The 13,219-nt window shown below is 42.5% G+C and carries 15 protein-coding genes; 9 read left to right on the top strand and 6 right to left on the bottom strand.

The window, feature by feature from the left end; genetic code table 11:
* Positions 1-810 carry a DUF429 domain-containing protein gene (locus H6F41_RS04045; RefSeq protein WP_190402198.1) on the top strand — a complete coding sequence of 270 codons (810 nt, stop codon included), beginning with the start codon at positions 1-3 and terminating at the stop codon, positions 808-810.
* A 50-nt stretch (positions 811-860) separates the two neighbouring features.
* Here H6F41_RS04045 and H6F41_RS04040 read toward each other — a convergent pair whose 3' ends face one another.
* Complete coding sequence (locus H6F41_RS04040; protein WP_190402197.1) at positions 861-1,235, bottom strand: HepT-like ribonuclease domain-containing protein; 375 nt, start codon at positions 1,233-1,235, stop codon at positions 861-863.
* Between the two features lie 185 nt (positions 1,236-1,420).
* On the bottom strand, positions 1,421-2,218 hold the full coding sequence (gene cobA, locus H6F41_RS04035; RefSeq protein WP_190402196.1) for a uroporphyrinogen-III C-methyltransferase: 798 nt from the start codon (positions 2,216-2,218) through the stop codon (positions 1,421-1,423).
* Positions 2,219-2,455: 237 nt separating this feature from the next.
* On the opposite strand from cobA, the gene H6F41_RS19220 reads away from it, so the two are divergent.
* From H6F41_RS19220 to frr, 4 genes are read left to right on the top strand one after another with little or no spacing between them, the layout of a single operon-like run.
* Positions 2,456-3,658, top strand: coding sequence for a pentapeptide repeat-containing protein (locus H6F41_RS19220; protein ID WP_190402195.1), 1,203 nt, complete (start codon positions 2,456-2,458; stop codon positions 3,656-3,658).
* A gap of 35 nt (positions 3,659-3,693) precedes the next feature.
* Positions 3,694-4,590 carry a pentapeptide repeat-containing protein gene (locus H6F41_RS04025; protein WP_190402194.1) on the top strand — a complete coding sequence of 299 codons (897 nt, stop codon included), beginning with the start codon at positions 3,694-3,696 and terminating at the stop codon, positions 4,588-4,590.
* A 13-nt stretch (positions 4,591-4,603) separates the two neighbouring features.
* A complete protein-coding gene (gene pyrH / locus H6F41_RS04020) occupies positions 4,604-5,374 on the top strand; it encodes a UMP kinase (protein WP_242022901.1) in 771 nt (256 codons plus the stop codon).
* Positions 5,361-5,909 (top strand): ribosome recycling factor, encoded by a 549-nt coding sequence (frr, locus tag H6F41_RS04015; protein ID WP_190402193.1) that lies wholly within the window; start codon positions 5,361-5,363, stop codon positions 5,907-5,909. Before pyrH ends, frr begins: the two co-directional genes overlap by 14 nt.
* Before the next feature lie 42 nt (positions 5,910-5,951).
* On the opposite strand, the gene H6F41_RS04010 is transcribed toward frr, so the two are convergent.
* From H6F41_RS04010 to H6F41_RS04000, 3 genes are all read right to left on the bottom strand, one after another.
* A complete protein-coding gene (locus H6F41_RS04010; protein ID WP_190402192.1) occupies positions 5,952-6,776 on the bottom strand; it encodes an RDD family protein in 825 nt (274 codons plus the stop codon).
* A 90-nt stretch (positions 6,777-6,866) separates the two neighbouring features.
* Positions 6,867-7,253: a type II toxin-antitoxin system PemK/MazF family toxin gene (locus H6F41_RS04005; protein ID WP_190402191.1), complete on the bottom strand. Its 387-nt coding sequence runs from the start codon at positions 7,251-7,253 to the stop codon at positions 6,867-6,869.
* Entirely contained in the window at positions 7,247-7,501 is a 255-nt protein-coding gene (locus H6F41_RS04000; protein ID WP_190402190.1) for an AbrB/MazE/SpoVT family DNA-binding domain-containing protein, read from the bottom strand. The genes H6F41_RS04005 and H6F41_RS04000 overlap by 7 nt, the downstream gene beginning before the upstream one ends.
* Positions 7,502-7,599: 98 nt before the next feature.
* Here H6F41_RS04000 and H6F41_RS03995 point away from each other — a divergent pair, with 98 nt between their 5' ends.
* From H6F41_RS03995 to H6F41_RS03980, 4 genes are all read left to right on the top strand, one after another.
* A complete protein-coding gene (locus H6F41_RS03995; RefSeq protein WP_190402189.1) occupies positions 7,600-8,310 on the top strand; it encodes a type III pantothenate kinase in 711 nt (236 codons plus the stop codon).
* A gap of 66 nt (positions 8,311-8,376) precedes the next feature.
* Positions 8,377-9,780 (top strand): AAA family ATPase, encoded by a 1,404-nt coding sequence (locus tag H6F41_RS03990; RefSeq protein WP_190402188.1) that lies wholly within the window; start codon positions 8,377-8,379, stop codon positions 9,778-9,780.
* On the top strand, positions 9,777-10,691 hold the full coding sequence (locus H6F41_RS03985; protein ID WP_190402187.1) for a hypothetical protein: 915 nt from the start codon (positions 9,777-9,779) through the stop codon (positions 10,689-10,691). The genes H6F41_RS03990 and H6F41_RS03985 overlap by 4 nt, the downstream gene beginning before the upstream one ends.
* Positions 10,692-11,283: 592 nt before the next feature.
* Positions 11,284-12,408 (top strand): 3-deoxy-7-phosphoheptulonate synthase, encoded by a 1,125-nt coding sequence (locus H6F41_RS03980; RefSeq protein ID WP_190402186.1) that lies wholly within the window; start codon positions 11,284-11,286, stop codon positions 12,406-12,408.
* A 30-nt stretch (positions 12,409-12,438) separates the two neighbouring features.
* Here H6F41_RS03980 and H6F41_RS03975 read toward each other — a convergent pair whose 3' ends face one another.
* Positions 12,439-13,215, bottom strand: coding sequence for a hypothetical protein (locus tag H6F41_RS03975; protein WP_190402185.1), 777 nt, complete (start codon positions 13,213-13,215; stop codon positions 12,439-12,441).
* Positions 13,216-13,219: the final 4 nt, after the last annotated feature.

The following is a 13,219-nucleotide window of genomic DNA, read 5'->3' as shown; positions in this document are numbered from 1 at the left end:
ATGCAAATATATGGAATTGACTTTACTAGCGCCCCTAGTCGCAAGAAGTCAATTGTTTGTGCTGAAGCTTATTTAGCAGCAGATATTTTATATATCGAGAAATGCTACCGATTTAGTGATTTCGAGAATTTTATGGCTTTTTTACTGCGATCGCAAAAGTGGGTGGCAGGTGTCGATTTTCCCTTGGGGCAACCGCGCAAGTTAGTAGAAAATCTGCAATGGGGCAAGACTTGGGCAGAATATATCAACCTTGTGGGGCAGATGACTAAGCTGGAATTTGTGGAAACCTTAAATCAATATCGACATAATCGCATAGCTGGCGATCGCGAACATTTGCGAGAGACTGATCGAATTACGGGGGCAATTAGCCCGATGAAGGTCTATGGTGTGCCAGTGGGCAAGATGTTCTTTGAAGGAGCGCCGCGAATGCTTGCCGCAGGATTTCAGGTCATGCCCTGTCACACCACCGATGATGCTCGTACTGTCATCGAGATTTATCCTGCATTGCTAGCTAAGCGCCTAATTGGCAGATCAAGTTATAAATCCGATCAGCGACAAAAGCAAACTGTAGAGATGCGATTATTGCGCCAAGAAATAATCAATCAAATGCGATCGCAAAATGGGCAAGCTCACCTTAATTTTGGAATCAACCTAAAACCCAAAATAATTGATGAAGCAATTAATGATCCTTCAGGGGACACAATTGACGCAATCCTTGCCTCCATCCAAACTGCATTAGCTATCCGACAACCTAACTACGGTATTCCCGAAAATTGCGATCGCATCGAAGGATGGATTTGTGCATCCTAAAACCTGTGGCGCACGCTGCGCGTGCGCCACAGGTTTTAGGATGCACCTAGCTATTTAATCGACTGTTTCATTAACTCTTTGAGAAAAGGGATATCTTTTTGGGTGAGTTCCCAGAGGGTATTGAGATCTACGTCCAAATAGCCAAACGTTAAACTATCTCCCAAACTAGTCAACTGTCGCCAATTAATCTGCGGATATTGATCCACAAAAAAGATTGGTAAACGTTTGGCAGTTGCCGCAATAATTCCTAAGGCTCTTTCTACAGCAAAGATAGTTTTTTGATCGCGACTAAACTCTAAGAAATCAATACCTGACACAAAGGACTCAGTGGCAGCAATTGCTTCTAAAATGTCATGTATTTGTCCTTCCAAACGCTGATTACTACTTTCATTGTCACTAGGAATACTCACTTTGTCGGTTCCCATTAGTTTTTTCCGTATGCTCCAATGCCGATTATTTGAGATTACAGCGCTTTGCGCTGAAATTAAAACCTAGAGAATTTTTTAAAAGCGCCGCTTCACAATGCTTTCAAAAAATTCTCTGTAATACTTCAAGCCTCAATAGGCTATATCTAAAGTTAAGAACAACAGTTGAGGAAGTCTCTCAAACTCTAGATATCTCGAAAGTTTACAATATTACCGATCACTGCGATCGCAGGCGGCGAAAAGTTACTCTCAGTAACTAGCTCCACAATATTCCCTAAACAGCCAATTAATTCTGACTGATCAGCGCGAGTACCCTGCCGAATTAAGGCAACAGGCGTGGTTTCGGGCAATCCTGCCATCATAACTTTGGTCACAATCTCGGCTAAATTGTGCAGCCCCATATAGACCACAATTGTCTCAGCAGATTTTGCGATCGCATCCCAATGTACATGTGGACGATATTTGCCAGCCGACTCATGCCCCGTCACAAAAATCACGGACGAACTAAAATCGCGGTGGGTCAGGGGAATCCCTGCATAGGCAGGCGCAGCAATGCCTGACGTAATTCCGGGAACCACCTCAACAGCAATACCAACATTACGAAGATCCGCCATTTCTTCACCACCGCGCCCAAAGATAAACGGATCACCACCTTTTAGACGTACCACAATGGCATGTTCCTTTGCCTTATCAATAAGTAACTGAGTGGTTTCTTCTTGTAAAAGGGAATGATGTCCACGCCGCTTACCTGCATGGATTTTTTCTGCGATCGGATTAATCATGGCTAGAATCTCATCGCTCACCAAAGCATCGTAAAGCACCACATCACAGGTCTCTAGTAAAGCTTTGCCCTTGAGGGTCATTAATCCCGCATCGCCAGGTCCCGCACCAACTAAATAAACCTTGCCAAACGCAGGAGCAACTGTTGCTGATTCATCTGATTCATTGGTAACTATTTCTGTACTTTTCTGCGTATTTGTCATTCGTCATCAAAACCGTAATATCTAAGCCAAATATTGCAAGGCGATCGCATCATCATTTTCCTCATGTATCCTAATTAAAGAAGCGGCATCTAAATCGCCGTAATTCTTTAAATATTGAGACGCAGCCCATTTTGTTAAGCCAAATCAAGGAGAAATAGAGAACATTCACATATTTGAAAATATGTCTAAAAATCTTCTTGAGATGTAACGAGTACAACGAATCAAAACGAGGCAGGCGTGAATATTACTGACTTTACCAAAGCAAATCTTACCAAATCAAGTCTAGAAGGGATTAACCTCAAGGGCGCAGATCTAAACCGCGTTAATCTTAGCAATGCCAAACTAGACGATGCCGTACTCACCAAAGCCAACTTGGTGGGAGCTTTTTTACATAGAGCTAATCTCAATCGTGCGAATCTTTCTGAGGCAAATTTATCAGAAGCAAATCTAACCTCAGCACTTTTAGTCGAAGCCGATTTGCAACACGCTTGTCTCGACTCAGCTTACCTAGTTGCCGCAAACCTCAACACTGCCAATTTAACCAGTGCATCCTTGATTAGTGCCGACCTGAGTCTAGCGACGCTAACGGGTGCTTGTCTGAATGGCGCAAATCTTAGTCAGGCAAATCTCAACGGCACATTTTTTATTGAATCAAATTTGTTAGGTGCAGATCTAACTGAGGCGGATTTCACAGGAGCCTTGATGATCAAATCAAACCTCAGTGGGGCAAACTTGAGTCAATCCTGTTTGATGAACGCCGATCTGACAGGCGCAAATCTGACGGGTGCAGAATTGCAGGATGTGGATCTATCGGGTGCAATTCTCAACGAAGCCAACCTAAATGCCGTTGAACTAGTCTTTGCAAATTTGACTGGCGTTTCTCTCTGTCGAGCCAATTTGGGCTGGGCAAATTTGCTAGGTGCAAACTTAGAAAAAGCTAGTTTGATTGGCTCTGATCTCAGTTGGGCAAATTTGAATGAAGCAAATCTCACTGATGCAGATTTGAGTTGGACAAATCTCACTGGCTCATTCTTAATGAAGTCCAACCTCAATGGCGCGAACCTAAGTGGGGCAAACCTCTCGAATGCCAATCTCAGTGGCGCAAACCTGAGTGGGGCAAATTTGATGGGGGCGAACCTCAGTGGCGCGGACTTGACTAATGTTGATCTGCGCGGCGCTTATCTAATTCGGACCAACTTGCATAATGCAATTTTGAATGAAGCTAACTTGACAGGTGCAAATTTAGATGAAGCAGTGCTTAACGGAGCAAGTTTAAATCATGCCAATCTCAATCGTGCCAATCTGACTAGAGCAAGCCTAACGGGTGCAAGTTTGAAAGGAGCTTTCATGCTGTGGACTAACTTGAGAGGGGCTTTTATGCTGTGGACTAACTTAGATGGCGCAAATATGACGGGCGCGATTTTGCCAGGCGAGAAATAGCAAGATTAAATCAAATAGTATGGCGTGAAATATTCATGAAACCAAAAGAAATCATCGATCGCTACAACCAAGGTCAACGGGATTTTAGCGATAGCGACCTTAGTAGTCTAAATCTTAGTGGATTTGGATTGACTGCGATCAACCTCGCAAATTCTAATCTTCGGGAAGTAGACCTATCCTCAGCAACTTTAAATGAAGGCGACTTATATGGCGTAAATATGAGCATTGGGGTCTTAAACCGCGCTAGCTTGGCGAATGTAAATCTCTGCGAGGCGGATCTAAATGGTGCTAGTCTGATTAAGGCAGATTTGCATGGTGCTAGGCTGGAACGCGCTAATTTAAGAGATGTAGACCTAACAGGTGCGAATCTTAATGCCGCTAGTCTTGCCAATTCTGACTTGACGGGAGCTAATTTAAGTTGTGTGTCTTTAGTTGGAGCCAACCTAGAGGGAGCAAATCTTGCCGAGGCATTTTTGAAAGGAGCGAATTTAGATGGGGCAAAATTAAACGGAGCAAATTTAGAAGGCGCTAATCTAAGTGGAGCTAGTTTTAGTGAGGCTAACCTTAGTCAGGCAAATATGACAGGATCAGATCTGTCCCGTGCTAATTTGTATGCCGCTAATCTCAGTGATGCTTTATTGTCAAAAGCCGATCTCAGTGGTGCAAATCTAAGTAATGCCAATCTCAATGATGCTGATCTAAAAGAAGCAGATCTTAATGGTGCATTTCTAATTGATGCTCAGTTAGGCAGGGCATGTCTTGAGAGTGCCAACTTCAGCAAATCTAATTGCTATAAGGCTGATTTTAAAGGCGCACTTTTACTCAAGACAAATTTTAATGGTGCAAATTTAAACTGCACGGATTTCTCGAATGCTTATTTGCAATCCGCCGATTATAAGGCAGGTCGCGATCCAGAGCATGTAAACGATTAATTAGGAATGAAACATGAACGCTAATATGGAAGAGACTACAGGACATGGAATTCCCAAAAAATATAAACGTATTTTGTTGAAGCTCAGTGGCGAAGCTCTGATGGGCGATCGCAGTTTTGGGATTGATCCTGAAGTTGTCCAGAATATTGCTTTACAGGTTGCCGAGATTGTTAAAGATGGTATTGAAGTTGCGATCGTGGTTGGTGGCGGCAACATCTTTCGTGGCATTAATGGCGCAGATAAAGGGATGGATCGGGCTACGGCTGACTATATTGGCATGATTGCCACAGTGATGAATGCCCTGACTTTGCAGGATGCCTTTGAAAATCTCGATGAGCCAATTCCGACTAGGGTGTTATCTGCGATCGCAATGCAAGAGATTGCCGAGCCATATATTCGCCGTCGTGCCATTCGCCACCTTGAAAACAATCGGGTGGTTATTTTTGGCGCAGGTTCGGGAAATCCTTATTTCACCACTGACACCACAGCAGCTTTGCGGGGTGCAGAGATTAATGCTGAAGTGATTTTGAAAGCAACTAAGGTCGATGGTATTTATGACAGCGATCCTAAGAAAAATCCTGATGCGAAACGATTTCAATCAGTGAGTTTTGACTATGCACTGATCAACGATTTAAGGGTGATGGATGCGACTGCCTTTGCACTTTGCAAAGAAAATGGTATTCCAATTATTGTGTTTGATCTTGGTGTTACAGGTAACATTCGTCGCGTCGTCATGGGAGAATCGATTGGTACTTATGTTGGAGGTTCCTGTGAAGTTAACTGATGTTGAGGCGCGAATGCAGAAAGCTGTAGAAGCGACCCAGCACAATTTCAATACTGTGCGGACGGGGCGTGCAAATGCATCGCTATTAGATCGGATTACGGTGGAATATTATGGTGCAGAAACGCACCTCAAGGCTTTGGCAAATATTTCTTCGCCCGATGCCACCACCTTGCAAATTCAACCTTTTGATCGTTCGACGATGCGGGCGATTGAGAAGGCAATCTCTGAGTCAGATATTGGTCTCACCCCAAATAATGATGGCACAAGCATTCGCTTAAATATTCCTCCTTTAACTACTGACCGTCGTAAGGAGTTGGTGAAGATGGTTGCAAAGCTGGCTGAAGAAGGAAAGGTTGCTGTTCGCAATGTTCGCCGCGATGCGATCGATTCAATTCGTAAGCTAGAAAAGGCTAAGGAAATTTCTGAAGATGATTCCAAGAGTCAACAGGAACAAGTAGATAAGTTAACGGAAAAGTTCGTTAAAAATATCGATAAGGTAACTGTGGAAAAAGAAAAGGAAATTTCTACCATATAAAAAAAACGGCGCGATGCGCCGTTTTTTTTGATTTTTTTTGATCTATCGCCTGCGGGGACGACGAGCTGATCGCTTAACTGGTTGCTCATCATAGTCATTATCCCGAAAATCATCTTTGTCCCAATCATCAAAATTATCCGCATCACCCTTGTATACATCTCTAGGGGGATCTAAGGGTTCAGCATAGGGATCAGCGCGATCGTACTCACGATCGCTAGGAAAGTCAAAGTCTTGAGGAGGACGGGATTTGGTACGGGGGCGGCGCTTGGGTTTGGTTCGAGGAGCGCTATATTCATCATCATAGATGCCCCGTTCTTGGCGCTCTTGATATAACTTAGTTGCCTGTTGTCCTGCTTGGTTAAACAGTTTACCTAGTTTTTGATCGATCGCAAATCCTTTACGGCTTTGAATTGAGATGGTGCGACTAATGCGATCGTGAAAGGCTTGACGTTTTTCTTCATCGACAATCGCAAAAGCAGCATCGGCAGCGAAGGGAATCCAAGCAAACACAATAAAGGTGGTGGTAATTGTCTCGATCAGAAATATAGAACAGGCAAAGACAAATATTTCGCGCTTAAAAAATGCAGCTAGTCCCGCAGTTTTGCCATATTCGGCATCAATGACCCGAATGCTCATCAGCCATCTACCAAAGCTCTGACCTTGACTGCTGGTAGAAATAAACACCCGAAACACAAACCAAGTCACCACAAAGGTAAATAGTCGAAGCGGGTTAGAACTGCTAATTGATAGTAGCGATAAAACTAGCTCTGAGATAAACCAACAACTTAAAAAGTCGATAATTAGCGCTCCGAGGCGTTGATTGACCGTGGCAAGGGGATAGCGGCTGTAAGCTGGCTCGAAGTCCATTGTGATTGCTTGATTCGTGATGAAGACACAGAGATATTCTATACTGCGAGGGATGATGCCATTGCGATCGCATCTGACGGTGAGGTCAATTTAGATTTGGATAATTTGATTTAACAAATCGCATACTTGGGCAAACAGCTCATTATCGAGTTTACCGAGGGGATGAGGCTTTGAATTTCGTAATCGCCAATCAAAGGACTTAGGCTGATGACAAAGGACATAGCTTGTTTTGAGTGTTTTCCCTTTAGTAGAACTGCCGATGGCGATCGCAAAGGGATTGTCTGCGTTGTATGCCGCAGTTGTCATGGGTAAGCCAATAACGATCGCGGTTTTGTCGTTAAAGTTACGCGGTGATAGGACTAAGAAGGGATGAATGTCACACATTTCTACTCCTACTTGTGGATTACAGTCAATCCAGATAATGTCTTGACGATCGGGTATCCAGTTTTTAGAGGGGTTTGACGATACTTTTACCACTGTTCAGCCCCTAGCCTTTGGGAAGTAGTCATTACTTCACCGCCATGTCGAACTGGGTCAAACTTGGCAAGTCGTTCTTCTAGGGTTAGTGGAGGATTTGCTAATGGGGTAATGATCACCTGCCCATCAATTACGCTTAGGTTGACGCGCTGATTAATTTGAAGATTGGCAGCACGGGCAATCGCGGCAGGTAGGCGCACACCTAAGTTATTTCCCCATGCTTTGATATCTAATGTTGCTTCTGCCATGATGATTATTTCTAAATGAGATAGTATGTCTAAACATAAGTATAAACGAACTAGAAATTTCTGCTTTAATGATATTTATATTGACTGGTAAGTGATCTGTGACTAAACATCTTGCGATCGCAATTGGCAACACCAGAATTAAGGCTGTAGTTTTTGATCGCAATCAACAAATTCAGGAAGCCTATGCTTATCCTCATGATCAATTAGCAATGCTCGAAGCCAGACTTGGAGCTAGAGATTTTGCGAGGATTGCGATCGCAACCGTTGTTCCTGAATTAATTACTATTTGGCATGATCTACCGCAAACTAAAATCCTGAAAACAGTTGATGTTCCTCTGCAAGGACTTTATGCAACGATGGGATGCGATCGCGCTTTAGCAGCTTTTGGGGCGGGACAATCCTATGGCTATCCAGTTTTAGTAATTGATGCGGGGACAGCGATTACATTAACGGGGATTGATGCCGAGAAAAATTTAGTTGGTGGGGCAATTATGGCGGGTTTGCGCTCGCAATTTGCTTGTTTGCATCAAAACACGGCAGCCTTACCCGAACTAGAAATTCCTAAGATTTTGCCAGAACGCTGGGGCAAAGATACAACTAGCTCGATTCAAGCAGGAATTTCTCAAATATTACTAGCAGGTTTGCAAACTTATATAAATGATTGGCGATCGCAATTTCCTCAAAGCTCTGTGATCATCACAGGTGGAGATGGCGATCAGCTACGAGATTGGGGCTTAGGTGTAAACGCGAGCGATCCACACTTAATTTTTAGAGGAATCTGGCATTTTTGCCTTAAATGCCCTAATTAATGAAGATATCACTAAATTTTGGCGACATTTACAATTAAAATGTAATGAATATTTTGTGCTTTAGTAATGAATTTCGATCCAAAACTTTGCCGTAATGAGAGCGAAGTTGAAAGCAAATTAATTGTGCAGTATCTTTTACCAGCTCTTGGTTATGACTCAAGTAAATGGCATCAGGAGGTCGCACTTGGGAGTATTCGTCTAGATTTTCTGGCTTTAACTTCTCAGATTTTTCCTAATATTATTGATTCATCTCCTAGGGTTTGTGTAGTCATAGAGGCAAAGCATCCCAAACAAAATCTTAATCTTCATGTACGACGATTACAGCGCTATTTAACTAAATTACAAGTGATGTATGGAATCTTAACCAATGGCAAAGATTTCCGTATTTATCAACTTAATAATGACCATATCGATCTAATATTTCAATGCCAAGGGGCAGATATTACTGATAAAATCGAGAAAATCAAAGATATTGTTGGTAGAGATAAATTAGCAGGAATTAACAATAAATCTAGCCATGCAATCAATTTTCCAGATCAGTCAAATGTCATCTCTCTTAAAGCTGACAATATCGAAATCCTTAATCCAGAAACTAATTTTTTAAAGACTATGAAAACGATCGCAATTTATCACAACAAAGGTGGGGTTGGCAAAACCACCACCACAATCAATCTTGCGGCGGCGATGAGTCGTAAAGGGTTAAGGGTGTTAATTATTGACTTAGATAGTCAGGCAAATACAACCTATGCGGCTGGCTTGATGAAGTTTGACACTGAAGAAGAAGACACCCTCAAAGACAGTAATATTTACAATGTTGTCTTCTATCCCAAATCCAATTACATTCCTGAAGTTGCCTTAAAAGGTAGTTTTACTTATCCTGAAGTTGATGTAATTCCTGCCCATATCAATTTGATTTGGCAAGAAGCAAGACTGGTTGACAAAGATAGTTCTAAAACCCATTTAGTTAAAAAATTAGAACTGGTAAAAGATGATTATGATGTAGTTCTAATTGACACTCCACCTTCCCTCAATTTATACGCCAAAATCGCTCTCATTGCCTGCGATTATTTAATCATTCCTTCAGACCTTAAACCATTCGCCAATGAAGGTTTACGCAATGTCAAAAACTTTGTCGAAGAAATTGATGAGTTTCGTGTTTTTATTAATCAACCTGCAATCAATGTGCTTGGGGTATTACCTTCTAAAATTTTGACAAATGCTAATTACATCAAAGCGACTTTACCCAAGCAGGAAAAAGTTGTTGCCGAGCGTTATGGATTCCCAGTGTTAGAGACTCGCATTTTTCAACGAGAAGACCTATCACGCGCCATCGATAACTTTGTGATGGAAGGCGATCGCCAGATCCCTGATCCTAAGTCTATTTTTGACTTTAAGCCTGATTCGATGTCTGCCGCCGAGTTTGAAGAGTTAGCCAATGAAATTCTTGAAAAAATAGGACTACACAGATGAGTTTATTAACGTCTTCGGTTGATCTCGATACGATTTCAAGACCAGAATCAGTAATTCCTCATTTTCCGTCAAGTCAGATTGAGCATCTGGCAAACTTATTCTTAGCGGCTGGCGATACAGTCAGTCCGATTCTATTACGCAAAATTTCTCCCATTTCCTTTGAGGTGCTAGAGGGACATTTTGAATATTTGGCGGCGCTGAAAGCTCAAGAAATAGATGAGCAATTTACGGCAATTAGGGCTTATGTTGTCCCACCTGATTTAGAGTCAACAATTTTGGAACAGTACCAATTTTTGCGATCGCATTCATTACCCACCACCACTGAGCCTCAGCCAGCCAGAGAGAAAGTTCCTACCCAACAAATAGATTTAGCTCAATTAGAACAATCTATCTCAAATCACTTAGAACAAAAACTTTCCGCATCAATCGATCGGGTTGTCGAAGAACGGGTTAACTCTAGTTTGCAAGTATTTGCCAATCAAATTACGCAGCAATTAAATGCTGGTTTGCTTGATATTAAGCAACTTTTAGCTCTTGTTCCTATCAATCAAGCTGTTGAGTTAGCAATCCAAACAGAATCTACCCCAGAGAAAATCACTAAACCTAAAACTTCTAGAAACACTACTAAAACTAAAGAATCTAGTTCTAAACCCAAAGCAAAAAGCAAACCTTCTATTAATAATGATGCTCCTAGTTCCTTACAGGTGCTCAATGATTTTAATACTCTCAGTTTTGCTGATTTAGAGCGTAAATTATCGCAATTCAAACCAAGCCAGCGAAAACTTGCTCAACCAATTTATGCACAAAGACTTCTGCAACCTGATCATAAGTTTCAATGTATCGAGGACATCATCAACAACGTCAGTGGTATTAAGGAAACCACTATGAACAAGATTATTTCAGGATGGTAATACAATTTATCTTTCCCACTATGTGCTAATCTATATGTCATGGGAATAGATGAAAGAATTTACAAAAAATAGTCGTTCTGAACAGAAGTGCTTTTCGCAACTGTTGTTTTTGCATGACATTTTTATATATAGGGCTTATGTGCAGGAGTTTAAATCATGGTAATCCTAACTAGGCTTAGGCAATTTCTCGGTTTGCTAAGCCTAGTTGTTTACCGTTAGCTCTGCACATTTTCAGAAATGTCTCAGATCATGCTCCCCCATGAAAAGAGGCAGGTTGCAAGGTGCAGCTATCCATCGCTACATAACATGATATCTGTACCTTGCTTTTTACAGTAATTTCATCAAAAGATTTGGCTTAAAAGTGCGTGCTTCGTCACTAGCAATGTACTTAGGTAGATGAACTTTTTGTGCTTTAGTTTTTTGGTCTCTAGGCGCATAAATGATAATTATGCCTAGCTACTTACAACTGCGCCGATTATGTCAAATTTGTCGGGTACGCCCCTGTCAATTTTTGCCCTTGACCTTGTAACAAAAATTTATCCGTGGGATACGTTAACCACTGTAGGAGGCTAAAGTATAAGTAGATATTTATATGGAGTTAAATAGCGTGCCGCCAACTGAAGTCGCCCAAATTTCTAGTCAAGACATAGCAGAATTAGATCAAATCAAAACTAGCGATCTACATGTAGTCGAAACCTGTCCACTGCTTGCACCTGTAGAGTTAAAAACTGAATTGCCAATTACCTCTGCGATCGCAAAAGTTGTGTCCAGTGCCAGAGACAGGATTCGCAATATTTTAAATGGTAGTGATCGTCGCCTATTAGTGGTAGTTGGTCCTTGCTCAATTCATGATGTCAAAGCTGCTCGAGAATATGCCGAAAAATTAGCCAAATTTCGTGATCAGGTTAGTGATTCCCTTGAAATTGTGATGCGTGTCTACTTCGAGAAGCCACGCACCACCATCGGTTGGAAAGGGCTAATCAATGACCCCCACCTCAATGGCACATTTGATATTAACTATGGTCTACGCATGGCGCGGGAGCTACTGCTCGATGTCGCCAAACTAGGCTTGCCTAGTGCCACTGAATTACTTGATCCGATCGTGCCTCAATACTTAGCAGATCTGATCTCTTGGACAGCGATCGGCGCAAGAACTACCGAAAGCCAAACTCACCGAGAAATGTCTTCTGGTCTATCGATGCCCGTTGGTTTCAAAAATGGCACCGATGGCAGTATTGATGTGGCGATTAATGCCCTTTTGTCAGCACGTCAGCCCCACCGTTTTCTCGGTGTGAGCAATGAGGGAAGGTCTAGCATTGTGACGACGACGGGAAATCCTGACGGACATATCGTGCTACGTGGTGGCAAACAAGGCCCCAACTACGATAAAACCCATGTGGATGCGATCGCAAATCGTCTTCGCGATCGCAATTTATTGCCTTACATGATGGTCGATTGCAGTCATGACAATAGCGGACAAGATTACAAAAATCAGCCGATTGTGCTGCAAGATATTGCTGAGCAAGTGCGGAATGGCTCCGAAAATATTGTGGGCATCATGCTCGAAAGCCATCTCAATCGTGGTAAACAACCTTTTCCCAAGGATTTAAATAAGTTGGAATACGGCAAGAGCATCACTGACGGTTGCATCAATTTTGAGCAGACCGTCGAGACGCTGACGGATCTCGCGAATGCAGTTAGAGCAGGTCGTTTATAAACAAAAAAGCACCCTTTGGGTGCTTTTTTGTTAGCGCTGCCGAACTAAACCAAGGGGACAACGCTCTGGTTTGCGGAATTCCCATTTTACGGCTCCGCTTTCTGATAGCTCTGGTGGTGGTAAATCTTCGAGAATAGGGGAGAGACGAATTACAAAATCGGTGTAATGCAGGGAATAAGCTTCTTTGTAATATTTTCTACGACGATCGGGGTCTTCCTCGATTTCGCAACCAATCCATGCAGGAACTGGTGTATGAGGACGGGTTCTCTCAAAATATGCCCTTAAAGGCTCTGGTTCAATCCCTTCTGCGATCGGAAATAGATCCGAACCTGTAATCTGATTCCATGCAGTTGTGATATCACTGGGGGCATAGGAATAGATTTCGACTTGATACTCATTGGGGGGAACGGTGACATAGCATTGCAAACAATCTTCGCTATTTGCGATCGCAGTTGCATCTTGAATCTCATCAAAATCATCATCACCAAGTACACCTGATACCACCATCTGTCCACAGGACAAGTCTAGTCGCCAACGTACTCGCGCTACCCACTCATCACGCTCTTGTTCGTTAAGGTCGCCCATGACAACGCGGACATTGTAGCCGTCATCCTGATAGAGATCCATCGCTAAAAAAGCTTTCTGCTCAAAGATAGCTTCTTGTAATTTGGGATTGTCTTGGTTCCAAATTAAGTTGCAAAAGCCATCATAATCTTTGCTGACAAAATCCTTTGCACCGACCCAAATCATGCAGCCAGCTTCCCAAAATCCAAACTCAATGCGATCGCCTAAAGCCATAGGAGCCATAAAC

Source organism: Pseudanabaena mucicola FACHB-723, assembly GCF_014696385.1.
Lineage (GTDB): Bacteria > Cyanobacteriota > Cyanobacteriia > Pseudanabaenales > Pseudanabaenaceae > Pseudanabaena.
This window is presented reverse-complemented; position numbering and strand designations above follow the sequence as displayed.

Bases quoted from the DNA above. Each gene is read 5' to 3' on its own strand.
- H6F41_RS04025 (WP_190402194.1), top strand. From the start codon at position 3,694: ATGAAACCAAAAGAAATCATCGATCGCTACAACCAAGGTCAACGGGAT.
- pyrH (WP_242022901.1), top strand. From the start codon at position 4,604: ATGAACGCTAATATGGAAGAGACTACAGGACATGGAATTCCCAAAAAA.
- H6F41_RS03990 (WP_190402188.1), top strand. From the start codon at position 8,377: ATGAATTTCGATCCAAAACTTTGCCGTAATGAGAGCGAAGTTGAAAGC.
- H6F41_RS04000 (WP_190402190.1), bottom strand. From the start codon at position 7,501: ATGGCAGAAGCAACATTAGATATCAAAGCATGGGGAAATAACTTAGGT.
- H6F41_RS04040 (WP_190402197.1), bottom strand. From the start codon at position 1,235: ATGGGAACCGACAAAGTGAGTATTCCTAGTGACAATGAAAGTAGTAAT.
- H6F41_RS04010 (WP_190402192.1), bottom strand. From the start codon at position 6,776: ATGGACTTCGAGCCAGCTTACAGCCGCTATCCCCTTGCCACGGTCAAT.
- H6F41_RS04045 (WP_190402198.1), top strand. From the start codon at position 1: ATGCAAATATATGGAATTGACTTTACTAGCGCCCCTAGTCGCAAGAAG.
- H6F41_RS03980 (WP_190402186.1), top strand. From the start codon at position 11,284: ATGGAGTTAAATAGCGTGCCGCCAACTGAAGTCGCCCAAATTTCTAGT.
- H6F41_RS03975 (WP_190402185.1), bottom strand. From the start codon at position 13,215: ATGGCTCCTATGGCTTTAGGCGATCGCATTGAGTTTGGATTTTGGGAA.
- H6F41_RS03985 (WP_190402187.1), top strand. From the start codon at position 9,777: ATGAGTTTATTAACGTCTTCGGTTGATCTCGATACGATTTCAAGACCA.
- cobA (WP_190402196.1), bottom strand. From the start codon at position 2,218: ATGACAAATACGCAGAAAAGTACAGAAATAGTTACCAATGAATCAGAT.